Annotated in this window: 16 protein-coding genes; 2 read left to right on the top strand and 14 right to left on the bottom strand. The window is 37.6% G+C overall.

Going from position 1 to position 24,018, the window contains the following annotated elements; all coding sequences use genetic code 11:
• Nucleotides 1–103 precede the first annotated feature (103 nt).
• Nucleotides 104–1,456: a D-serine ammonia-lyase gene (locus NSQ77_RS16295; RefSeq protein ID WP_339227092.1), complete on the top strand. Its 1,353-nt coding sequence runs from the start codon at nt 104–106 to the stop codon at nt 1,454–1,456.
• A 98-nt stretch (nt 1,457–1,554) separates the two neighbouring features.
• Here NSQ77_RS16295 and NSQ77_RS16290 read toward each other — a convergent pair whose 3' ends face one another.
• The 3 genes from NSQ77_RS16290 to NSQ77_RS16280 form a co-directional block, all read right to left on the bottom strand.
• Complete coding sequence (locus NSQ77_RS16290; protein ID WP_339227090.1) at nt 1,555–2,949, bottom strand: NCS1 family transporter; 1,395 nt, start codon at nt 2,947–2,949, stop codon at nt 1,555–1,557.
• Nucleotides 2,950–3,346: 397 nt separating this feature from the next.
• Complete coding sequence (locus tag NSQ77_RS16285; RefSeq protein WP_339227089.1) at nt 3,347–4,648, bottom strand: uracil/xanthine transporter; 1,302 nt, start codon at nt 4,646–4,648, stop codon at nt 3,347–3,349.
• Between the two features lie 114 nt (nt 4,649–4,762).
• The gene (locus tag NSQ77_RS16280) at nt 4,763–5,713 is read right to left on the bottom strand and encodes a DUF2877 domain-containing protein (protein WP_339227088.1); all 951 of its coding nucleotides are present in this window, start codon (nt 5,711–5,713) and stop codon (nt 4,763–4,765) included.
• A gap of 535 nt (nt 5,714–6,248) precedes the next feature.
• Here NSQ77_RS16280 and NSQ77_RS16275 point away from each other — a divergent pair.
• Complete coding sequence (locus NSQ77_RS16275; protein WP_339227087.1) at nt 6,249–7,895, top strand: PucR family transcriptional regulator ligand-binding domain-containing protein; 1,647 nt, start codon at nt 6,249–6,251, stop codon at nt 7,893–7,895.
• Nucleotides 7,896–8,013: 118 nt separating this feature from the next.
• Here NSQ77_RS16275 and allC read toward each other — a convergent pair whose 3' ends face one another.
• The 11 genes from allC to fdrA form a co-directional block, all read right to left on the bottom strand.
• Nucleotides 8,014–9,246, bottom strand: a complete 1,233-nt coding sequence (allC, locus tag NSQ77_RS16270) for an allantoate deiminase (protein ID WP_339227086.1) — start codon at nt 9,244–9,246, stop codon at nt 8,014–8,016.
• Nucleotides 9,247–9,610: 364 nt separating this feature from the next.
• Nucleotides 9,611–11,020 carry a YfcC family protein gene (locus tag NSQ77_RS16265; protein WP_339227085.1) on the bottom strand — a complete coding sequence of 470 codons (1,410 nt, stop codon included), beginning with the start codon at nt 11,018–11,020 and terminating at the stop codon, nt 9,611–9,613.
• Between the two features lie 550 nt (nt 11,021–11,570).
• Nucleotides 11,571–12,929 carry an allantoinase AllB gene (gene allB, locus NSQ77_RS16260; RefSeq protein ID WP_339227084.1) on the bottom strand — a complete coding sequence of 453 codons (1,359 nt, stop codon included), beginning with the start codon at nt 12,927–12,929 and terminating at the stop codon, nt 11,571–11,573.
• A gap of 163 nt (nt 12,930–13,092) precedes the next feature.
• A complete protein-coding gene (locus tag NSQ77_RS16255) occupies nt 13,093–14,424 on the bottom strand; it encodes an allantoinase (RefSeq protein ID WP_339227083.1) in 1,332 nt (443 codons plus the stop codon).
• Between the two features lie 173 nt (nt 14,425–14,597).
• Nucleotides 14,598–16,040: an NCS1 family nucleobase:cation symporter gene (ncs1, locus tag NSQ77_RS16250; protein WP_339227082.1), complete on the bottom strand. Its 1,443-nt coding sequence runs from the start codon at nt 16,038–16,040 to the stop codon at nt 14,598–14,600.
• Nucleotides 16,041–16,506: 466 nt separating this feature from the next.
• Entirely contained in the window at nt 16,507–17,553 is a 1,047-nt protein-coding gene (gene allD / locus NSQ77_RS16245) for an ureidoglycolate dehydrogenase (RefSeq protein WP_339227081.1), read from the bottom strand.
• 168 nt (nt 17,554–17,721) lie between these two features.
• Nucleotides 17,722–18,771: an ureidoglycolate dehydrogenase gene (gene allD, locus NSQ77_RS16240; protein WP_339227080.1), complete on the bottom strand. Its 1,050-nt coding sequence runs from the start codon at nt 18,769–18,771 to the stop codon at nt 17,722–17,724.
• 130 nt (nt 18,772–18,901) lie between these two features.
• Nucleotides 18,902–19,666, bottom strand: a complete 765-nt coding sequence (allE, locus tag NSQ77_RS16235; RefSeq protein WP_339227079.1) for a (S)-ureidoglycine aminohydrolase — start codon at nt 19,664–19,666, stop codon at nt 18,902–18,904.
• Nucleotides 19,667–19,738: 72 nt separating this feature from the next.
• Entirely contained in the window at nt 19,739–20,677 is a 939-nt protein-coding gene (arcC, locus tag NSQ77_RS16230; RefSeq protein WP_339227078.1) for a carbamate kinase, read from the bottom strand.
• Between the two features lie 132 nt (nt 20,678–20,809).
• A complete protein-coding gene (locus NSQ77_RS16225; RefSeq protein ID WP_339227077.1) occupies nt 20,810–22,072 on the bottom strand; it encodes a DUF1116 domain-containing protein in 1,263 nt (420 codons plus the stop codon).
• A gap of 16 nt (nt 22,073–22,088) precedes the next feature.
• Entirely contained in the window at nt 22,089–23,822 is a 1,734-nt protein-coding gene (fdrA, locus tag NSQ77_RS16220; RefSeq protein ID WP_339227076.1) for an acyl-CoA synthetase FdrA, read from the bottom strand.
• Nucleotides 23,823–24,018: the final 196 nt, after the last annotated feature.

The following is a 24,018-nucleotide window of genomic DNA, read 5'->3' as shown; positions in this document are numbered from 1 at the left end:
TTATTAAGTGATTAAATGATAGACTGTACAGTAGTACCAGTTTTCGAAAATTATGTCAAGGTCTCTGGACCATAATAACATTACACGAAAGGATTGAATGATGATGGAAGGCAAACAAATTGCTGATAAAACAATCGAACAATGGATAAAGCAACATCCCGTCCTGGAAGAAATAATGAATACAAATGAAGTCTTCTGGGTAAATCCCGCCTATGGAAACCCGAATCCCAAAAATAAACTGACAAAAACGGATATAGATGATGCAGCAAAACGACTAAAGCGCTTTGCTCCTTATATAGCCAAAGTTTTCCCAGAAACCTTGGAGACAGATGGTATCATTGAATCTCCTATAAAACAAATACATAGCATGCAAAAGACAATGGAGCAACAATACGATGTTGTATTCCAACAAAACCTTCTATTAAAGTGTGATAGTCACTTACCAATATCCGGTTCTATCAAAGCAAGAGGCGGTATCTACGAAGTACTGAAGCATGCTGAAGAGCTTGCATGTAAGCACGGTATTATCTCTGATGATCAAGATTATACTCAATTTGACAGCAAAGCCTTTAAAGCACTGTTTTCTAACTATGAAATATCAGTAGGATCTACTGGAAACCTTGGTTTGAGTATTGGCATTATGAGTGCTCAGCTTGGATTTAAAGTAACTGTACATATGTCAGCAGATGCTAAACAATGGAAAAAAGATCTGCTGCACAGTAAAGGTGTTCAAGTTATAGAATATCAATCGGATTACAGCAAAGCTGTGATTGAAGGGAGAAAACAAGCGGAGAAAAATTCTCGATGTTATTTTATTGATGATGAAAACTCAAAAACACTTTTCTTAGGCTATGCAGTTGCAGCCTCCAGATTAAAAGAGCAGCTGCAAACAATGGATATTAAGGTCGATGCGGAACACCCCTTATTTGTTTATCTTCCTTGTGGAGTTGGCGGCGGGCCAGGTGGGGTTACGTTTGGTCTTCATGCTGAATTCGGTGATCATGTGCATTGTTTTTTTGCAGAACCGACAAATTCCCCATGCTTTTTACTTGGTCAGATGACAGGACTTCAAGACAAGGTTTCTGTTCAGGATTTTGGACTGAGCAACAAGACAGATGCAGATGGACTTGCAGTTGGGAGAACCTCCAGCTTTGTAGGTGAAACGGTTGAGAACATGCTAAGCGGCTGCTATACGATTCAAGATGCTAGACTGTATGCTTTTCTTCGGGATCTAGCTGATACAGAATCAATTCTTCTGGAACCATCGGCACTAGCGGGATTTTATGGACCTGTACAGCTTATGACGCAGCAAAGCGGGCAAAATTATATCAAAAAACATAATCTGCAAGGCAAGATGAACGAGGCCCTTCATCTCATATGGGCAACTGGCGGAAACATGGTCCCCCATGACGTGATGCAAGGCTATTATGAAACAGGTAAAAATGTAGATCTTTGATTTTTAGGATAGTTTAATCCCCATCATTTCATAAATTTGAATTAAAGAGCAGACGCCTGCGGATAACTTCTTGTATCCGCAGGCGTCTGTATTACTTTTTATTTATTTTCAAAAATAGTATCCTTTTTAAATCTTGAGCCTTTAAATGCATATTTCGAAAGTAAAATGTAAGAAATATCTGCAACAATAAAGCCGATAATCCATGCTAGATCAACAAATGAGAAGGCTGCTGCTGCACCGATCAGCATCGCAGTAAATGCTGCTGGATTCGAACCTGCAAATTGTCCGTCTTTTTCATACAGCTTGTCCACATTTACTTTTTGTTTTCTTAGTAAATAATATTCAACTAACAAAATAGCAACTAAAGGTCCTAAAAACGCTGAATAAATTAATACAAACATATCGAGACCTTTTGCTGAAGAATCTTGTACCAGCAACCAAGGGAATGAAACCATTCCTAAGATTCCGGTGATAATAACAGCAATTTTATAATCCAATTTTGTAAACAACTGAATGACATAGGTTGGCGAAACAATATTCGCAACCATATTTACGGCAATTGAACCAAATACGATGAATGCAGAGATAAAGATTGTAATAAACGTGTTATCGATTAATGCCGGTAATGCTCTTGCAGGATTTGTAAATCCTGTTGCAGTAGCAAGCATTGCACCAACAACGATTACCGAACCATATGCAATCGTAATCGGCAAGAAGTATAACAACCCGCGCTTTTTATCACTTATTCCTGATTTAAGTTCTCTTGAGTAATCAGCTGCACTTAAGAAAATTGCTGCATAATTCCCCATAAATACCATAATAAATCCAAAGAACGGAAGTCCCCATGATCCTTCAGCACGTACCCAGCTATCTGCAATAACAGTGCTATGGTCTTTAAGAAGTACCACAGCCACAAAACCTATAATTAGCATAAGTACGACTGATGCAACTGTTTCTACCCATTTAATTGCATGGAATCCGAACATAGAAAGCACAATTTGCAATGATTGCAAGATGATAAAGCAAATTGCTACATTATCGATTGAACCACCTGAAGCAATTTTAACTATTTCATTTAATGCTGTTGCTCCAATCCAACTTTGAATACCGTACCAGATAACGGCCGGCACACCTCTTAATAGTGAAGATATAATTGTTCCTTTCTCACCAAAAGACATTCTAAGCTGAACAACATACGGTACTCCTGTACGATACCCAAGCCTATCATTTAAAGCAAATATTGCTGATATAATACCGATCGCTATTAAAGCTGCAGCGAAAGTCTGAACAGCATTTAATGTTGCTACTCCAAGTACGATAATACTGGCTCCAAGTGTCATATTTCCCATATTGACACCATCGCCAATCCACATTGACATATAGCCAAAAGGTCCTAACGTTCTATCTTTTTCAGTATTTGCCTTTAATGAGTCACTTTCATGACTTTGTTGATTGGGCGTTTCATCAACCAATGCCCCTGTATTTGTAGACATACACTTATAACCCCTCTTCATGATCCTATCTATTTTATAGCATTCCAGTCATCAATTAGTTTATGATAACTCTTAAATCATTTTGATTATATGCGCTTACAAGTATGATGTCATTAGCCAGAACGTACAAACTAAATCGCTTTTTATTATGTAAAACGGCTATAAATTATTGTCATAATGATACTTTTGCTAATTTCCTTCTATTTATTATCACATTTGAACAAAATGTGATAAAATGAGCAATTCAATTCTCGGCAAATTTAATAGAATATTCTTTGTTCGCGCTTTCAGGTCCAGTAAAATACTAAACATTATCACTGTTAACTCAGTTTAAATAAAAAACGGAATCAGAAGAATAATCTCTGATTCCGTAATATATTTTCGATTGTGCCCAATGCTAGTCAATTTTATCCCAGGATATTAGATTTTCCAGAATTAACGCAAGCGTAATACCGACAATTAAGCCATTGCTTAATAATGGACGAATGATTTCTGGTAATGAATTAAAATAATATGCTGGCATTGTCATGATAATAATACCTACAAATAATGGGATTGCCGAACGGTATACATTTCTTGTATTCCATTTTACAAGGCTAAAGAAGTTCCTCGATGAAATCACAATCTGCAAGTAAGAAACAAATAATACAGCACTACCAATACTTAATGGAAGCGTTGAGAAGAATGCCCCAACAGGCGGAATTACTCCCATCATAAAGAACATAAACCCACCAAGTAAAAATGGCATCCTATTATAAATACCCGTTTGATTTAGAAAACCAATTGATGATACATATGGTGAATAAGGCACAAGACCAAACATACCGGCAAACCCTGTCACCAAACCAGTTAAAGTAAACGAATTACGGTACTGTTTATTCGTTGCAGCAGTTCCATACATACTATCCGTTCCTTTTAGTGCACCAAACGTATTAGCTGTATTTAATAAACCAGTAAGAACTACAGTTAAAATAATTCCAATATCCCATGCTGGACTTCCAAGCGGGAATAATTCAAAACTGAATCCACTTGCTTGGCCGCCTGCCACTGACTCTGTTTCGAAAATGATTGCATATGCAATCCAGCCAATAATAATTCCAATCAGCAGTGCATATTTTCGAACGTTTGCTGAACCTTTAATACTAATAATAATTACGAGAAGTGCAATGACAATCGAAAGTAATGAAACCGCTGGGTCAATATTTACCTCTCCCGGAATATTTCCAAAAGGAATACCTAGCATTCCTTTCAAAAAGATACCAACCAACTGAGCTGCAAATAAAAACATAAATACACCCATAACACCTGAGTTAAAAAGCTTTGCAATCAGTGGGCCAATCCCAGTGATGCCAATCAATATTGTCAGAACACCAGAAATAATAACACCAACCGTTAAACTGCCGCCAAGTACATCTAAAGGCATCCCTTGAGCTACAGCTGTATTAACAAGTGTAAGGATAACACCCCACCATAATCCCGACTGTCCTTCCATAATTGCACGATGGTGACCAAATAATGCCTGAATAATACAAGCAAGACCAGTCACAATGAATGATAACTGAAGCATTGAAACAATTGTTTCTTGTGATAATTCAAACGCAGCTCCTACTGTTATCGGTATAACAACGATATTTGTAAAAATAAAAAAGAGCCATTGTAAGCCCGATATCCAGTTACTAGATTTTAGTAACTCCTTCATACTAACACCAACCTATAATAATATATTAACGTAATATTTACATATGGCTACCCATATGCTTTTCCAATCATGTTCTTCCCATCGAACAGAAACTAAAATCGAAAAGGCATGCGGTCAACGAATAGCAATACTCATGCCCAGTAAAACACCAATTATTGTATCTGTTCCCGATGTATGTCCAATCGCTCTCATTTCTTCTAGTACAGTTGATAATTCAGACTCCTGCTGTGTAAGCAGAGCTGAGCATAATTGGACTAAGTGGGAATGATATTCATGCTGTGCTGCATAAAAGAGGTATTCATAGCCTACTTGCGTTGTACGTTGCAACCCATATTGCTTCACATAATCTCTAAGCAGTAAATGGAAGTGATTTGATGTTCCATGCAAAATCGAAAGACTTGCACATATTCCTGTCAGAAGATCATCACCACTCGGTGTAAGGCCCAGCCCTCTGCCAATCCAATAATCAAAGACTTTTTTCACATCATCTAAACCTTGGCCATTTACCATAGCAAATACTACTTCATCAAACTTATTAAACAGCGACTGATTAGCATCTGTCATTTTCTTTGATAAGAGATAATCAATAATGAATTCCTTTTCTTCGGCTGTCTGAGCTAACCCAGTTTGCCATGACTGATGGCGTAATGCAGAAGATATCCATTCTAAATTACGCTGAATGCTTGCAGTATTAAACGCTTGTTCAGAAAGCTTATGATTTGTTCGTAATGCTTGTTTTAAAGAGAGTGAATGTTTGTTCGCAATAATTAACAGCTGATTATATGAATCCCACTGGACCGGAAGATTTGCACTGGTTTGCTTCGTGAACAATTGTGCATTCATATGCTCCATTCCAATACCGAACGGGGCCACACCATTTCCAACGGAACCAATGTGAATCATTCTATCACCAAAAATCAAATTAAAGCTATTATTGAAAACGCTATGAACGATACCATTTGACTGGTTTTGAAGAATCTGGAGGACAATTTCACTTACGGTATTTGCTTCCCATCTAATCAATGAACTACCATTGCGCTTGATTTTCTTATTAAAATCGTTCATAAATTAGTACCTCAATCCTTCACTTAATTATCCGTATTTTACTCCTACCTATCTATTTTACACAAATCATTAAAAAATATCATTGTTTAAAATGACTAAAAGGCCGTTGCTTTTTTATTTACTTTAACCCTAAATCATTATATAATTACAATGTATTTCCCTTCATGGAAACAGCACGAAATAGACACAAAAGCGAAAGCTTCCTGTTAGCGACTTACGGACTGAGCCGCAGGCAATTCACTCCAGAGTATAAGATGAACGATAACTCTTGCCATTATATGCAAAAGACAAGTTCATCTAAAAGGAAACATGTTCCCTTTAGGGGGATGTCGATGTTAAGTGCAGGTTGAATTCAATCGGCTTTCCTTTTTCCTTGAGTCAATGCCCGATTTCACCACATGGGCATGAGCGCGACAAAGCCTCATGTCATAACAGTCGGCAAGTCTTCTATAGATTGTCATGAGGTGTGGGAAGTCTCGCTGCGGTTTTAGCGCTGGAGCTGGCCGAGAACAAATGCACAAGGGATGGTAATAAAGTGAAGACATTAAACAACTTATTTATTTTAGAAGCAATGAAAGATTGTACAGTTATAGCTGGCCACCGAGGATTAACAAGAAACGTACAATTTGTAAATATTTCAGATACCCCTGACGTTATTCAGTTTTTAAATAATAATCATTTATTGCTTACTTCAGGATATGCCTTTAAAGACGATGCACAAGAACTCTGTAATCTGATTAGACAAATGCATGATTTAAATTGCACAGGTATCGTAATCAAAATTAATCGTTTTTTAAAAGAACTGCCGGAAGAGGTTAAACTCCTAGCTAATGAATTAGCATTTCCTATCATCGACCTTCCAACAGACCTTACTTTAGGTGAATTGTCCCGTCACATATTGAATTACTTAAATGATGATAAAGCAGAACAGCTCTATTATGCATTACATGTCCAAAAACAGTTTTCCGATATGATGATCAAGGAATATAGTTTAAATTCCCTTGTCGAACAACTAGGTCATTTTCTAAGCCGTCCTGTTATGCTTTTAAATCATAGAGGAGAAAAAATTGCCCAGAGCCATGATTTCCGAAAAGAATCCATGCAGACAATCGAACAGGAAATCATTCATGCGATAAGAAGCGATTTATCACGCGGTCGCATGGGAGGCACCTTTAAAATCCCATCAAAGGAAGGACTATCAATTGCTACTTTTCCAGTGCAGACAAAAAGGCAGCATAACAGTATGCTCGTCATGCTGGATGCATCTACATTGCCATATCCTTCATCACAAATGGCAATTGAACAGGCTGGTAACGTGATTTCGTTTACCATTATCAAAGAACAAGCAATTGAAGAGAATACACGTTTGCTGAAAAATAATTTCTTTGCAGATTTAATTGAAAGACGAATACATTCTAATGAAGAAATTTTAAGCCGCACACATTACTATGGTCTCGATGATAAGCTGGATACAATCAGTATTATTTGTACAATTGATCCTGATGGTGATAACTATGAAGCATTGCAATTATATGAAAAAAGAATTGGAGAACTTCATAACAGCATTTATGATCAATTGGAAGATGAAATTGTAAATAATAATATGGATGCCATTTTATTTACAAAGGAAAAATACTTTGTCATGCTATTACAGTTCGCTAATTATAATGAAACAGAAATCAAACGTGTAACCGAATTTGTTGAAAATACGCAAAGGAATTTACAGAATGGAGATCTCACCGTTTCATTCGGCATTAGTAATTTAGTTCAATCGCCTATCGATATTCCAAATGCTTACTATGAAGCAGTGGATGCGATTATGAACGGATATGATTTAAATAAGCAAGGATTTATTAATTTTTACCGGACAAGAGAGATTGATGAATTGTTAACAACCTTGCCACGAAAAGATTTGAAGGCCTTATATGAAAACACATTGAAGACACTCGCATATCCAAATACAAGAGAAGAAATTGACTTAGTTAAAACAATGGAGACTTATTTGGATTGCCAATGTGAAATATCTGAAACCTCAAGAAGATTATACGTCCATCGAAATACAGTGAAGTACAGAATCGAAAAAATGGAAGAATTGCTTAGCTGTTCATTCCGCGATCCTACAGATTCACTTCGGATTCGAGTCGCTTTATTAATTGGTGAGATTTTGGAAAGTGAAGAATAAGTTAGAAAATCAGGCAATCACTAAGCTATTCTTATTCTGTATATAAATTGGTAAGTTCTTACTTGCTTATTTTATAAAAGCAAGAGGGGAAAAAATCCCTTCTTGCTTTTTTGTTCTTTTATTCTTTATAAGCCAATTCGTATAGTGCACCCATTAATGCTTTTACACCCTCAGCCAAGTCTGCTGGTTCTGTATATTCAGCAGGGTTGTGACTGATTCCATCACGACTTGGAACAAAAATCATTGCAGTCGGAATCTTAGGAGCAAAGATTTGGGAATCATGACCAGCACCACTGTGCATTAATTTATAATTTAAGCCATTTTCTTCACATTGCTTAATCATTAGATCAACGATATTCTTATCCATTGGCACTGGATCTTCATCCATCCACATATCAATATTTAAGCCTACCTGATGCTCTTTTGCTAAACGATTCAGGATTTCATTTACCTCTTCTGTAAATTGAAGTAAGGCATCCTTCTCAGTGTGTCGGATATCTAATGTAAATAATGTATTTCCTGGAACAACATTAACAACGTTTGGTGTTACTTCAATTTTTCCAACAGTTGCAACTAATGGGTCTCCATGTTTTCTAGCAGCCGAAATAATTTCGGATATCATTTGGCTTGCAGCGAAAACAGAATCTTTGCGGTAGCCCATTGGCGTTGTACCAGCATGGTTTGCTTGACCGCTTAGCTCAATATTGAATCGACGCTGACCTACAATACTGTGAACGACACCAACTGATTTTTGTTCCGCTTCTAAAACATTTCCTTGCTCATTATGGATTTCAACAAATGCTTTAAAATCTTCACGCATACCTTTTGTATCATCTCTGAAATCAAATCCAGCTTTATTCATTGCTTCTACAAATGGCACACCATCAAAATCGGTAATGTCTCTTACATCGTCGTTTTTTGCGATTCCGACAATATTTTTTGATCCCCAGAAGGAGTAAGGAAAACGGCTTCCTTCTTCTTCAGCCATTGAGACAACTTCAATATTTCGTAAAGGCTGTCCATATTTTGCTTTCAAATGTTTAATTGCAATGAAAGCAGCTACGATACCAAATTGTCCATCATAATATCCGCCATTTCCTACAGTATCCACGTGGGAACCTGATAGAATTGTTTCATTAGGATACTTAGACCCTTTTAATGTACCGAATAAATTTCCGATTTCATCAAAATGCACATCTAAGCCTTCATCCAGCATTTCTTTCTCTAAATACTTTTGTGCAGCAACCCATTCTTTTGTGTAAAGAAAGCGTGATACTCCGCCTGCAGGATCCTTACCATGTGATCCTAGCGTTTCTAGCATATCTGTTAACTCTTTACTTAACTCAGTCATATTACATTTCCTTTCTATCACACACTACCCTTTGTAAAAGACAGCGTAAAAATATAAATTCTAATTAGCTCTATTACTTATTATACCTATCTGCAGCTACTGTTTCTATGCCATTTATGATAAAAAAATAAATCATTTTTATCCATATTAAACAATAACAAATTGGAAAACATCAAAAAGAAAGAGACTGGGACGGAGTGTTTTTATCAACTAAATGCAAGCATGCCTGGTGCAAATACCCCGCTTCGAAAAAATACGTTGCCCATTGAGTGGCGGAGTGTACGTACACTAAGTTTATGCATTGTTCACAAATTAAACACCCTGGTTATGTTCCAACCTCTTTCCTTTATATGTTAAAACTAGCTCAGCCTGTGTACTGAATCGATTGGGCAATGATTAATGCAACAATTGCGATTCCTGAAAGAATGAAAAACAGCGGCAAGAAGAACTTTACCCATTTTTGCCAGGCAACACCTGCAATTGCTAAAGCAGCCATAAAGTATCCTGATGTCGGATAAAGAATATGTGCAAATCCATCTCCAAGTTGGAATGCAAGTACTGCCGTTTGTCTTGTAACACCGATAAGATCAGCTAAAGGTCCCATAATCGGCATTGTTACTAGTGCTTGTCCACTTCCGGATGGAATAATAAAGTTTATTGTTAATTGGACAAGATACATTCCAACTGCACCGAAAACAGCAGGGAAGTCACCAACTACCGATCCTAAACTATAGACGATTGTATCCATAATATGACCATCTTCTAGCGCGACCGAAACCCCACGAGCTAAGCCCATGATAATAGCTCCCATTAACACATCCCGAAAACCTTCTGTAAATCCTTCTGATATTTCCGTTGAGTTCAGGCCTGAAATTAAACCTACAACAATACCCATGAATACAAATAGTCCAGCCATCTCGACCATGAACCAGCCATGATTAAGGACTCCGTAGACTAAGATTCCCATAAATAGGAGCGCTGCAAGAGAAGCGTACTTTTGTCTAGCTGTCATTGTCCTAACTTCTAGTTTATCCTGGTGCTGATATTGCTTCCTTTTCTCTGTATCATCTTCATAGACAAAACTATTTAATGGATTGTTTTTAACTTTTTTTGCGTAGCGCATAATGAAAAGCGAGGCAACTGCTACTGTTAATACAAAAATAACGATGCGAAAGCCTATCCCTGAAAACAGTGGGACACCTACAATTTGCTGTGATAATCCTACATTCACTGGATTGAGTACTCCCGCAGTAAAACCGACTACTGACCCAATTAAAGCAATAGCTGCCGCAACAATAGAATCATACCCTAGGGCAATCATCAATGGCAAGATGACGGGAATATATACAAGCGTTAATTCTGGTGTACCAATTAATGTAGCAACGACTGCAAAAACAGTTGTAAGCACAGGTATAATCAAAATACTTTTTTTAGCAAAGCGGTTTGCTAGCCGATCGACTATTATTTCAATGATGCCTGTTTTTTTCAGCACCATGAACATTCCACCAATCATAAATGTGAAAAATATAATTTCCCCTGCTTCAATTAAACCTCTTGGAATGATTGTCAAGAAGTCAACAATCCCTACAGGTGAAGATTCAATTTGTGTAAAAGACTCTGGATTCACCGTTTCCCTTCCATCCGGTCCTGGTACCCGCTCAAATTCACCTGCAGGTACAAAATAAGTAGCGATTGCAGCAAGTGCACTAAAAATAAATAAGATTACATAGATATGAGGCAATTGAAATTTTTTCTTTTTCTCTGTTGTCTCCATTCTTGTCCCATCCTTTATTATTAACTTGTACAGAAAACCGGTGAAACTACTGACATGCATTTATGTAAAATACCCCTTATTACTCACCCTGCCATGTGAACAATCTAGAAATCCTCTAACTATATGCTATGTTGTATCCGCTCACAACTCTGTACTGCATTTTATTGTAAAATTAATTGAATTCCATGTAAATGTCGATTACAACTAAATTTATTATGTATATTGTTCATACTAACCAACTTATATTCATCTTTTATATACTCTAAATAGCTAATTGTTCAATTTGTACTGCAGATGAGGAGGATTTGATCGTGTAACTTACGATTTGTCAAATAAGTCAAGGGATCAAGCTCTTATAAAACTCAGCCGTTTTCTATGCAAATATAACAAGAGCCTTTTTTAATCTACATATATTAGTGTGATTTATTCCTCATTATTTTAAACATAATGTGCTGCCACGGAGAAATACCTTTGGAAAATATGCAATTTATACAAAAACGGTGTCCCCTCCTAAGAAGGAACACCTTTTTCATTTTCAATTTAAATCATATTATTTATTCACAGTCATCAGCTTACCAATCGGTTCGCCTACAATGCCTTGTTCTAAATCATAAACAACATTTCCGCGTACAATCGTTTTTGTTACACGACAGTCAATGTTTCTTCCTTCATAAGCACTATGCTTATTTTTATAATAAAGGTCTTCTCTGTTTAGCGTATAAGAACTGTTCGGATCAACTAGAATGATATCCGCATCCTTGGAAACCGCAATTTCACCTTTATTTGGCAAGTTGAAACGCTCCGCTGGAGTTGTTGCGATTAAATCTACAAATTTTTGCACGGGTAATCCGCGTTTTTTAACAGCTAGATCAAACATAATATCCACATTATTTTGTGCACCACTGATTCCGCCCCATGCATCAAAGATATTTCCTTGTTTAAGGTCTTCTGTACATGGAGAATGATCGGAGGTTAACCAATCGATATTACCTGCCATCAGCTCATCCCATAATCTTGCTTGGTCTTTTGCTTTTCTCAATGGCGGTTGACATTTAGCTCTTGGTCCAATTTCTTCTACATCTTCTGCAGTAAGTGCAAAATAATGTGTACAAGATTCAACCGTTACATCTACACCATCTCTGCGTGCTTCAAGGATTTTCTGAATTGCTTCAGAAGTACTAATGTGCACGAAATGCAGTTTACATCCAGTTTCTTTTGCAAACAATAATGCACGTTGTACTGCTTCAACCTCCGTAAAAATTGGACGTGAATCAACATAGTCCATTGCTGTTGTTCTGCCTTCACGCACCATTTCATCTGCCAGTTTCGCAGTAATCGTTGGGTTTTCAGCATGAATACATAAAATCTGATCCAATTCAGCCAATTTTTGCATGCCTTTATACAATGCATAGTCATCAACATTAACAAAGTCGCCCGGTACTTCTGCAGTTATTGCTGACATAAAGCATTTGAATGCTGGAACACCCGCATCTACTAATTCTTCAAGCTGATCGATGTTTTCTGGAACAAGCCCACCATAGAATGCATAGTCGACATAGTTCTGACTTTTAGCAGCCTCTAGTTTCAAGTCTAATGTTTCTTTATTGATGGTTGCAGGAATAGCGTTAAGCGGCATTTCCACATAGCTTGTTGTTCCACCAGCAGCAAGTGCTTTAGAACCTGTTTCAAAGCCTTCCCACTCTGTACGGCCAGGTTCACTGATATGCACATGTGTATCAATCATTCCCGGCATAACATATTGACCTTTTGCATTAATTACTTCATTTGCTTGTTCTGTAATTTCTTCCGCAATGCTTGCAATTTTTCCGTCTTTAATTCCGATATCCACGTTATAGACACCATCGCGAAGTACAACATTTCCGTTTTTAATTACTGCATCAAATCCCATTTGAATACCCCTTTTCTAACTGAATGTTTATAAAGTGAATCGTCATTAAGTGGGGTTTCCTTTCCTCCCCACTTAATGTTAGTTGAACAGAATCAGGAATTTACGGGCTGTCCCTCGCACTCAAGAGGTGAACGATTACAGCCAGTTAATGCTTGATAAAGATTTACTTCTCTACAATTTCTCCATTTTCAAACACAACTTCTCCATTTACGATTGTAGTTTTTACATTTCCTTTAAATGTTTTACCAACATATGGAGAATGCTTATGACGGTATTTTAAATCTTCAGCTTTCAGTACAAATTCTTCATTAAGATTAACAAGTGTTATATCTGCATCAAAACCAGCAGCAATCGTACCTTTCGATTCTAATCCAAAAAGTTTCGCTGGGTTTGTTGAAGTTAAGGCAACAATTTTTTCTAATGGAAGATTACGTTTGAAATAACCTTCTGTTAGCATAATATTCAACGTTGATTGAGCTCCAGAAATTCCGCCCCATCCTTCAAAATAGTTATCTGTAATAGTTTTCATTGATGCCGGTGCTGGAGAATGGTCAGATGCAATGACATTGATCTCTCCTGCAGCAACTGCAGCCCAAAGGTCTTCCACTTCATCCTCATCTCGGAGTGGTGGAGCACATTTTGCTATTGCACCTTTTTCTTCTAGGTCTTTTACTGTTAAGGATAAATAATGCGGACATGTTTCAACTGTTATATCAACGCCTCTTTGTTTAGCATCATTAATTACTTCAACAACTTTACGGCTGCTGGCATGAACAATATGAAGTTTACAACCAGTTGCTTCTGCATAAGAAATAATTCTGCGTACTGCTTCAATTTCTGAAATAATCGGTCTGGATTCAACAAAATCTCTAGCAGTTGTTTTTCCTTGCTCTTGTTTTTCCGCTGCTAATTGATCACAAATAACGGTACTCTCAGCATGAACAGCTAGCAGAGATCCTAGAGAAGCGATTTCTTTCATACCTTTAAAAATAGATTCATCATCTACATTGTTGAAATCTGCAATCCCACTTGGTGACATAAACGCTTTAAATCCAATAACCCCATTCTCATGAAGATCTTTTAGGTCAGCAATATTTTCTGGAACTAATCCGCCCCAGTAGTATGGATTTACAATTGCTTTCTCTTCACCTAGTTCTTTTTTCAAATCTAGGTTTTCTTTGTTAATAGTAGGAGGGGTACTGTTTAATGGCATATCAAAGAATGATGTCGCGCCTCCTGCAGCCAGACTTCGGCTTCCGGTTTCCAGTCCTTCCCATTCCGTTCTTCCTGGTTCATTAAAATGTACATGTGTGTCAATTAACCCAGGCAAGATATGTAATCCTTCTGCATTAATTTCTTTCACAGCAGTTCCTTCGATAGCCTTATCAGCGGAAACCTCTACTATTTTTCCATCTTTAACTGCAATATCTCCTGAAACAATTGAATCTGCTGTTACAATATTTCCATCTCTTAAGATAAGATCAAATGTTGTCATCCGATAATTCCCCTCTCCTGTTTTACTTGCTTCATGAAGTTAAACCTTTATCTTATACCAAATTAATTGGTTAGATATACAAAATTTGATTGGCAGTAAAGAAATGGTGGCTTATCTTCTTTACTGCTCTAACCCGGAAGGTCTTGGTTATGCGCCTTTTCCGGTTGCTTTATTTAACTCTTGTTGTGAATTGATCTTTTTTTTTTAGACATTTCCAGTATTGTATAAATCACAATAGCGGAAACAATTCCCACAAACCATGAAATGTCATAAAGTGGTTTAAAGAATGGTACAAACTGACCAATCAAACTAAGTACCGCACCAATGATTGTAGCTACAATCGCATTCACATTATACCCATTTTTATAATTATACTTACCATTTTTAGAGTATAGCTCGTTTATATCAATCTTCTTCTTCGAAACAATGAAGTAGTGTGCAAGCATAACACCAGTAATTGGTGCTAATAAACCAGCAACAATGTTTAAAAATGTAAAGATACTTGTAGAATTTTCCATTAGCTTCCACGGCATAATAAGTATCCCGAGGATAGCAGCCAATGTTGCAGCTGATTTAAAGGTAAAGAGCTTCGGAAATAGTGATGCAATCTGGTAGCCTGCAGGAACAATATTTCCGGTTACGTTAACAGATAAAGTGGTTAAACATAATGTTAATACAGAAATAGCAATAGCGAATGTTCCATCAAAACGAGCAACCACATCAAGCACATTCCAAATTGGTGTTCCAAAAGCAATCTCTGACCCAACAATAATCGAAATACTTGCAACTGCAAAAAGCAGGTATGTTACAATTAAGCCCAATGTTTGACCAACTGCTTGATGTTTAGGGGTTTTTGCTAATCTTGTAAAGTCAGATACACTGACCATCGGTGCGGCCCACGCTGCAATTATTGCAGTGACAGCAGCTAAAAAGACAATAATACTATTTCCTTCAAAGCCAGGGCTGGAGTAAGAAAGAATTGGTCCAATTCCACCAGCAAGGTTAATTGCCCAAATCGCCATACCACCAAATACAATATAAATTAATGGGGAAAGAATATTCGTAAACTTACCTAAGATATCCATTCCTCCATAAATTAACGCTACATTAAACAGCCAAAAAATCAGGAATGAAATAAGGGCTGGCAATGTCAATCCAAAGAAATTCCAATCGCCGCCAAGTGTTAAATAACCTGGCCACAGTTTGCCAATTAAGATTGACAGTGCCTGGCTTCCAGCGAATGTTTGGAAACCAAACCACATTATTGCTGCGATAACTCCCCTGATTACTCCAGGAAATAGGGCTCCTTTATTTCCATATGATGAACGAATCAGCATGGCAAATGGTAAACCATATTTTGAACCTGCATGGCCATTAAATACCATCACTGCCGCTAAAATTAGAGCTGCCATTACAATTGCTGAAAAAACTTGTCCAACAGATAGTCCAATCGCAAAAAGACCACCAATGGCAATATAGTTTGGAATGTTATGTACACTCCCCATCCAAACAGTAAAGAAATTTCCTGTATTCCATGTTCTATCCTTATCTTGTGATGGTAGAACATCATCACTAAAACCAGCTGCTTTAAGCTGGTCTCGTTTCAAGCTTTCCAAAAATAATTCTCCTCTCACGATCAACAACGAATTTACACTACTTGTCCGACCATAATTCTTATTGTAATCATTTTGCTCGAAAATAATTACGCCCTTGTGAAAAAGGGTTAAATAGCGCAAATTTATAGCATGTTTCACAAATAAAGCTCAAGGTATTTATTATGTAAACCTCATTTTCCGTATCTGATCATGCAGCACTACCAGGTGAAAAATATCCACCTTTTTTCCTTGAATTAAGTATATAACAGATCACTATTCAGGTCTTTATATTGAGTAAACAAAATAGTTAACTATTGTTGTATAACTTGGTTCCTTTATTGTTCAAAGTTAACAATGGTTTGTACTTTATTAACATAAATAAGTTTAAATATTCTTAATACTGTTAGGGTAAAACCCTTATAAAACAAAGAAAAAGCCACGTATTTTCTATCATTCCGATAGATGCCGTGACTTTTTTTAATCTCTTTTATTTCGCAAAGGGATCCTTGTCGCCGTACGCATTATTATGCACAACGTCTGATACGAGATATTCATAAATATCATCAACAATTTCAATACCATTTTCCATGTATGCAGCCTCTCTTTGTGCACTTCGCTGACCCGGATATGAAACCTGATCAAAGCCTGGAGCTGGTTTAATATTGTTTAGATCGTTCATTGTTGTCGAAATATTTTGCTTGAATACTTCTAGATTTGTAAAGTATTCCGGGTTAATTACGATGTGTAATTGCCCTAAATTTCTTCCTTCACTTAAGTCATGGTACATGGATGATACTTTGCTGCCAAAAGGAAGACCTAATAAAATCCCTGAGAGCACATCAACCATCATCATCAAGCCATAGCCTTTTGGTCCTGCAATTGGCAACAATGCATTAACACTAAATGGATCTGTTGTTGATTCTCCATTTTTATCAACTGCCCATGTATCTGGGATGCTTTCGTTTTTGGAACGAGCATGTAAGATTTTGCCCCAGGCTTGTACAGTTGTTGCCATATCAAATGTGATGATATCATCTTTCCCTGGTGCAGCAAAAGCTATCGGATTTGTGCCATAGTATGGTTCTGCTCCACCAAACGGCACTACCATTGGATCCGACTGACATACAGAGATTCCGATTAGGTTTTCTTTGGCTGCTTGCTGTACAAAGTAAGATAATGCGCCACTATGGCTGATTTTTCTCACTCCTACAACAGCTACACCATTTTCTTTGGCCATTTCAATTGCTTCATCCATTGCCAATTTTGCAGCAACATGACCTGCCCCATTGTCGCCATCAAAAATTGCTGTAGTCGGTCCTGTTTTTTCAAACTTGAAATCGGGATTTGTGTTTATACCGCCCTTGGCAATTCGCTCCGCGTAATATTCAACGCGCATTGCCCCATGGGAATGAACTCCTCTTGCATCAGCATGGACTAAAACATCAGCAACACCATCAGCATGCTCTTCCGTTAAACCTGCTTTGTTCAGCTTGTTTTTCATTAGATTTTTTAAATCATCTTTCGTTACTCTCAAAATATCACCCCTTATAGTTATCGTATAAATAGAACAACTTTCAAAACCTATAATTGAACTACATATGCAAGGAAGTTGATGATTACTTGATTACTTTGTAATCGGGTTGAGTAAGCTTTTCCTTCTAAGAAAAACTAACCCAATAGCTGCATATAATCCAGCTGCTAATTACTCCGCAAAAGGATCTTGATTGTCGTATGCATTGTTATGAACGACATCTGATACTAAATATTCATAAATATCATCGACAATTTCAATACCTTTTTCTTCGTATTCTTTTTGAATGAATTCAAGATTTTGACCTGGATAGAATACTTGATCGAATCCTGGAGCAGGTTTAATTGCATTTAAATCGTTCATTGTTTGTGCAATATTCTCTTTAAATGAGTCTAAACCAGTAAATACCTCTGGATTAATTACGAGATGTAACTGTCCTAGATCTCTTCCTTCGCTTAAATCATGGTACATGGATGATACTTTATTACCAAATGGCAGTCCTAATAACACACCTGAAAGTACGTCTACCATCATCATGAGACCATAGCCTTTAGGCCCTGCAACTGGCAGTAACGCTTTAACCTTATGCGGATCTGTAGTTGGTTCACCATTTTCATCTACTGCCCATGTATCTGGAATCGTTTCATTTTTAGATCTTGCATGCAGAATTTTACCCCATGCTTGTACAGTCGTAGCCATATCAAAGCTAATTAATTTACCGTCTTTCCCAGGAACGGCGAATGCGATTGGATTTGTACCATAATAAGCTTCAGCACCACCAAATGGAACAACCATTGGGTCAGACTGACAAACAGAAAGTGCTATTAAATCTTGCTTTGCAGCATACTCTGTAAAGTAAGATAATGCACCACTATGACCCATTTTCTTAACGCCTACAACAGCTACACCGCTCTCTTTTGCAATCTTGATTGCTTCATCCATTGCACGTTTTGCTGCAACATGTCCAGCTCCATTGTCTCCATGAAAGATTGCAGAGCTTGGGCCTGTTTTTTCGACTTTAAAGTCTGGGTCAGCAGTAATTCCGCCCTTAGCAATACGTTCAGCATAATATTCTACACGCATTGCCCCATGAGAATGGATACCTTTTGCATCTGCAAATACAAGTACATCAGCTACCTGTTCCGCGTGCTCTTCTGACAATCCTGCTTTATGAATTTTATTTTTGATTAAATTAGTTAATTCCTGCTTTGTTACTCTCACTTAACACACCTCTTGGCTCTTCTATGGAATTTCTGCAAAAATATTTATTTACATACAGACAAAGGTAAACGGCAAAATGCCCTTTACCTTTTCTGCAATCATTTAATTAAGACGTCGGACGCTTAACCTCTTATAGTTCTTCGTCGCGATTACAATCTTTAGAATACAAGTAAACAAGTGGTTCTCTGCCTACTGCATATGTTGCTTGCAGGCAGTATGGAGCCATGTAAATGTAATCTTCTTTTTTAACTGTTTGCCATTTATTATCCAGGTTGTATACACCCTCACCAGATAATAAATATGCACCATGCTGCTGTACATGTGTTTCAATAAATGGATGGCTGCCAGCTGGATCAAATGTTAGAATATGGAAGTTCATATCAAATGCAATATCCGTTGGAAGTAAATCTTTAAGACGCATATTGTGCATGCCTTCATAATCCACTTCTTCTAAATCATTTGTGTTGCCAGAAACAACCCAAGGTTTTTTGCCTTCTAAAGGCTTATGTTTTTGTTTGTAAAGGAATAATCTAGAATCTCCTTCTTCTAGGTTCTCCAAATACATCGTTACAGATGGTGGACAATATAAATATCCGCCTGACTCAAGAATAAATTCTTCGTCATCTGCTTTTGCCTTTACTTTCCCTTCAAGCACACATACAAATGTTTCGATATTATCTTGTCCACCGAAACCATCTGTATTTTTACCACCTTCATGGAAAGTTAAGATATAATCAACGAAAGTCGCACCTAATTTAGGTGACCCTAAAATAGTCATTGTGCAATTTTCAAAACCAGGAACAACATTGTTTACTCTTCCTTCTGGAGGAATAACCGCATATTTACCTGGTTCAATAACTGCTCTGCTTGATAAAAGATCTGTTGGATATCCCATTAAAAATCGCTCCTTTAATGAATTGATTCTTTAAGGTTGACATTTCATTAATATGAAATGCCTATTCCCTAATTATTTAGAAATAATCGTTCCACTCTCACCACGGATTGCTTTATCAACTTGTTCTAATGAACAGATGATAGCTGTGCCAGTAGTTTTAGCAAATTGTAATGCAGATTCAACTTTAGGTCCCATGCTTCCTGCACTAAATTGACCTTCAGCAACATAGCTATCCATCTCGTCTACTTTGATTTGACCTAATGCTTTTTGTTCTGGTGTTCCATAATTAACGTAAACATTTTCAACATCTGTTAAAATCATGAAAACATCTGCTTCCATTTCTTGAGCAAGTTTAAAGCCGCTGCGATCTTTATCGATTACTGCTTCAACACCCTCAACCGTTCCGCTTTCTGCTGTTACAACCGGAATTCCACCGCCGCCACAAGCTACAACTACATTACCCGCTTCTGCAAGTGTTTTAATTGTTTGTGCTTCATGGATTTTAAGTGGTTCTGGAGAAGGTACAACACGGCGATAGCCACGGCCTGAATCTTCTACCATTTTCCAGCCTTTTTCAGCTGCAAGCTGTTTTGATTCTTCTTCTGAATAGAAGGCACCAATTGGTTTAGAAGGATTTTGGAAATCCGTATCATCACGTGAAACTTCAACACGTGTTAACAAGTTAGTTACTGGTGCATCAATGCCTAGTGCTTGGAATTCATTTACTAAACATTGAACCATCATATAACCGATAAAACCTTGGGATTGACCACTTAATGCGTCTAATGGAAGTTGAGGAACAACATCTGCAGCTACTTCATTTTGACGAAGGATATTTCCAACTTGTGGACCATTACCATGTGTAATAACTAGCTTATAGCCATCTTTAATTAATTTCGCTAAAAATTTAGCACTTGTACGAACATTGTTCATCTGGTTCTCAAACGTACCTTCTTGACCAGCTTGTAAAATTGCATTCCCACCTATTGCAGCAACTATTGTTTTACTCATCTATAAACCCTCCAACTAAAAATCATAACGGCATCGTTCATTAATGGCAGGATAGGATGGTATGCCTGCATACAGTACATACCATCCATCCACACATCTATCCTGTTGCCATTTTATATTATTTATAAGAAATTAAACTTCTACGCCGTATTTTTCAGCAAGTGCTTCTAAAGCTTTTTCGAAACATCCAAGTGGTACACGTACAGTACCAGCACCAATTTGTCCTGTTCCTGCTACTTTATGAGCAATACCAGTGTTGATTACTGGAGTAATTCCAGTTTCAACTACTTTACGGATATCGATACCTAAACAAGCACCTTGGAAATCCCAAGTAGGAATTTGCAAGTTATTGTTGTTAGCAATACAGATTTCACGCATTTCATCACTTGTGTTAACAGCGTCATTGAATCCGCCAGTACCTACGAAGCGAACAACACCTGGTGCAGCAACCATTGCCATACCACCAACACCGTAAGCTTCAGTGATTGCACTATCTCCCATGTCTGGAGTTGCATCTTCAGAGCTGTAGCCACTGAAATACAAACCATCTGGAGTATTAACTGGGGCAGTAAACCATTGATCACCTAGTCCACTAACTTTGATTCCGAACTGGTCACCATTACGAGCAAGCGCAGTAACGATACTTCCTTCTGTTTCAGTAGCAGCAGTATCCATTACAGATTTAGCTGTTGCCATCATAATGTTCAAGAAGAACTGGTCATTATCTGCTAGGAATTTTGTAACTTCCTGTAATTCTTTTTCTGAGATACCAGAAGTGATTAAGTATGGAACGATTTGTCTTAAGAATAATGCAGATGCCGCAATATTTCTTTGGTGGAATTCGTCACCCATTGTAATTGCTTTTGCAACAAGTACGTTGACGTTCATTCCGCCATCGATTTGTTTTAATGATTTAGAAAGAGCAGGTCCTAATACATCTTTCATCCAGTTTAAGCGATTGATTACTTCTTCGTTGTACGCACCGAAACGCAGTACCGCACCAATACCTTCGTTTAGGTTACAGTAAGCACGTTTTTCACTTGCTTTGTTTTCTACAACAACAACTGGCATGTTTGCAGAAGTGATTCCGCCCATTGGTCCTACAGCACTTACAGAGTGAGCAGAAATGAATGTAACTTCTCCGTTTTCAAGCATTTTTTGAGCTTCTTCTTCTGTTGCAGCCCATCCTTCAAATAATGCTGCACCGATACAAGAACCTTGCATTGGGTGAGGCATTTTTTCCCAAACTGTTGGAGGTCCTGAGTGTAAAAGAGCCTTTCCGTTTAATTCAGAGATAACACTTTTTGCCGGAACAACATCAAGTAAGAATGGTTCTGATGCTGTAATATGTTGAATAACCGCCTGATTTGCTTCATCAATTGTTTTATATTGCATGATAATCCTCCTAATCTTATAACTTGCTTAGTTTTTCCAAAATTGCAGCTAAACGCTTATCTCCACCTGCGATAGGTGCCCATTGGTATTGAACCACTTGACCGCCATTCTCTTGAACGGTATCAGCGAATCCAGTTAGACCAACGTTGATTACTCTTGGTTTATCTGAAATCAGTTCAGAAGCTTTTGTAAGATCTGCAGCTTCTGCTTTTTCTGCTTTTGTTTCTGCTGCCTCTTCTCCTTCAAGAGAATCAATAATTGCAGCAGCAAGTTTTGTTGCTTGTGCATTGCTTTCGGTAACAATAACACCTGCAGCTTCTAATTTATCTACTTGATCCTGGTATACTTGAGGATCTTGTGCTGTACCTGTTACAGATGCAATTGCGATAAATGCTCTTCCTTGTTCAGCTGCTTCTTTTTTACCCTTTTCGATAACTGGTGCGAATACGCCAGCCATATCATCATGAGCTCCATATCCAATAACGTTATCTAATAGAAGTACTGCTGTTTTAGGGTTTGCAATAGCTTCTTTCACTTTTTCCACACGGAAAGTAGGGTCAATCATTGGATGCGCGCGACCTTGTGTATAAGCGTCATCACCTAGGTCGATTACTTCGTGTTCACCGTGTTGTAGCATCATCCCTTCAGGATGTGCTGCATCTGGATCAAGATTGAATGCATCTTCCAGAATCATTGCTGCTTCAAGTGCTAATGTACCACCACAATAATAACCTTTAATGAAGCGCTGATCTTTGTTTTCTTTGATTTTCTTCAAATCTTCGTTATCTGCTAGGATACTATCAGCAGAAGTGTTGCTTGTTTGAGCTAATTCTAAAGCTTTTAGCGCTGTATCTTCTAAAGTCCATGCATAATGTACATTATCGTGTTGCTCTTTTGGCTTATCACCCATAAAGATGGAAACAACTGGCTTAGATAATGTCTTGAATACTTCAACAACCTTTTCACGCACTTCTGGTGCAGGTGGCTTAGAAATATAAACAATTACATCTGTTTCAGGATCTGCATCCAATACACGCAATCCTTGAATTGTTGTTAACGCACCGATTTCTAATGCTAAGTCACGTCCACCAGTACCGATAGCATGTGACACACCGCCGCCGTTTCTTCCGATGATTGTGGTTACTTCCTGAATACCAGTACCTGAAGCACCTACAACACCAATATTTCCTTTTTCAATTACGTTTGCAAAAGCAATTGGCACTCCACTTAGGATACCAGTACCACAGTCAGGTCCCATTACCATTAGTCCTTTTTCCGCAGCTCTTTGCTTTAATTGTAATTCATCTTCGATACTTACATTATCACTGAACAGGAATACGTTCAGGTCACGGTCAAGGGCTTTATTCGCTTCAGCTGCAGCGTGTTCACCTGCAATTGAAATAAGAGCTAAATCAGCACTTGGCAATTTGTTTTCTGCCATTTCCCATGTACGAACTGTAGAATATGCAGTTGCTTCAGATGCTGCAGATTGGTTGTTTAAGAAATCCTCTAATTCCTCAATAACACGATCAACATCTTCTGTTTCAGCAACAACACAAAGATCGTTCGGGCTTGCAGCTTCTAGCTCATCAGTATATAAACCTGACCCCTTCATAATATCTTTGTTAGATGGTGTTCCCATCATAACTGAAATTCGCTCAACACCATCCATAGCGGATAAGTGATTCGTTAATAACATCAGGCTAACTGAGTCCTGATATAAATTCTTCTTAATCACAGTATGAAGCATGTTTCTCACTCCCAGACCAATATTTATTGTAAAACTTCGAAGCATGTTTCACTCCTTTTATCCCAGAAATGAAAAGTCTTCTTTATATCAATTTCATACAGAGTATGTAAAGGCTTGTGCGCGCTTTCACGAGCCAACGCATCCTAAAAGCCTTTGATTTATATCAGGTACCTTTCCAACCTCATATTGGTTCTAA

The sequence above is a fragment of the Oceanobacillus sp. FSL K6-2867 genome (genome assembly GCF_037963145.1).
Taxonomy (GTDB): domain Bacteria; phylum Bacillota; class Bacilli; order Bacillales; family Amphibacillaceae; genus Oceanobacillus.
Note: the sequence above shows the minus strand (reverse complement) of the source record. Positions and strands in the feature narration are given on the sequence as shown.

Bases quoted from the DNA above. Each gene is read 5' to 3' on its own strand.
- allB (WP_339227084.1), bottom strand. From the start codon at position 12,929: ATGGGATTTGATGCAGTAATTAAAAACGGAAATGTTGTACTTCGCGAT.
- NSQ77_RS16290 (WP_339227090.1), bottom strand. From the start codon at position 2,949: ATGTCTACAAATACAGGGGCATTGGTTGATGAAACGCCCAATCAACAA.
- allE (WP_339227079.1), bottom strand. From the start codon at position 19,666: ATGGGATATCCAACAGATCTTTTATCAAGCAGAGCAGTTATTGAACCA.
- allC (WP_339227086.1), bottom strand. From the start codon at position 9,246: ATGACTGAGTTAAGTAAAGAGTTAACAGATATGCTAGAAACGCTAGGA.
- arcC (WP_339227078.1), bottom strand. From the start codon at position 20,677: ATGAGTAAAACAATAGTTGCTGCAATAGGTGGGAATGCAATTTTACAA.
- NSQ77_RS16225 (WP_339227077.1), bottom strand. From the start codon at position 22,072: ATGCAATATAAAACAATTGATGAAGCAAATCAGGCGGTTATTCAACAT.
- NSQ77_RS16255 (WP_339227083.1), bottom strand. From the start codon at position 14,424: ATGACAACATTTGATCTTATCTTAAGAGATGGAAATATTGTAACAGCA.
- NSQ77_RS16280 (WP_339227088.1), bottom strand. From the start codon at position 5,713: ATGAACGATTTTAATAAGAAAATCAAGCGCAATGGTAGTTCATTGATT.
- fdrA (WP_339227076.1), bottom strand. From the start codon at position 23,822: ATGCTTCATACTGTGATTAAGAAGAATTTATATCAGGACTCAGTTAGC.
- NSQ77_RS16295 (WP_339227092.1), top strand. From the start codon at position 104: ATGGAAGGCAAACAAATTGCTGATAAAACAATCGAACAATGGATAAAG.
- NSQ77_RS16285 (WP_339227089.1), bottom strand. From the start codon at position 4,648: ATGAAGGAGTTACTAAAATCTAGTAACTGGATATCGGGCTTACAATGG.
- NSQ77_RS16265 (WP_339227085.1), bottom strand. From the start codon at position 11,020: ATGGAGACAACAGAGAAAAAGAAAAAATTTCAATTGCCTCATATCTAT.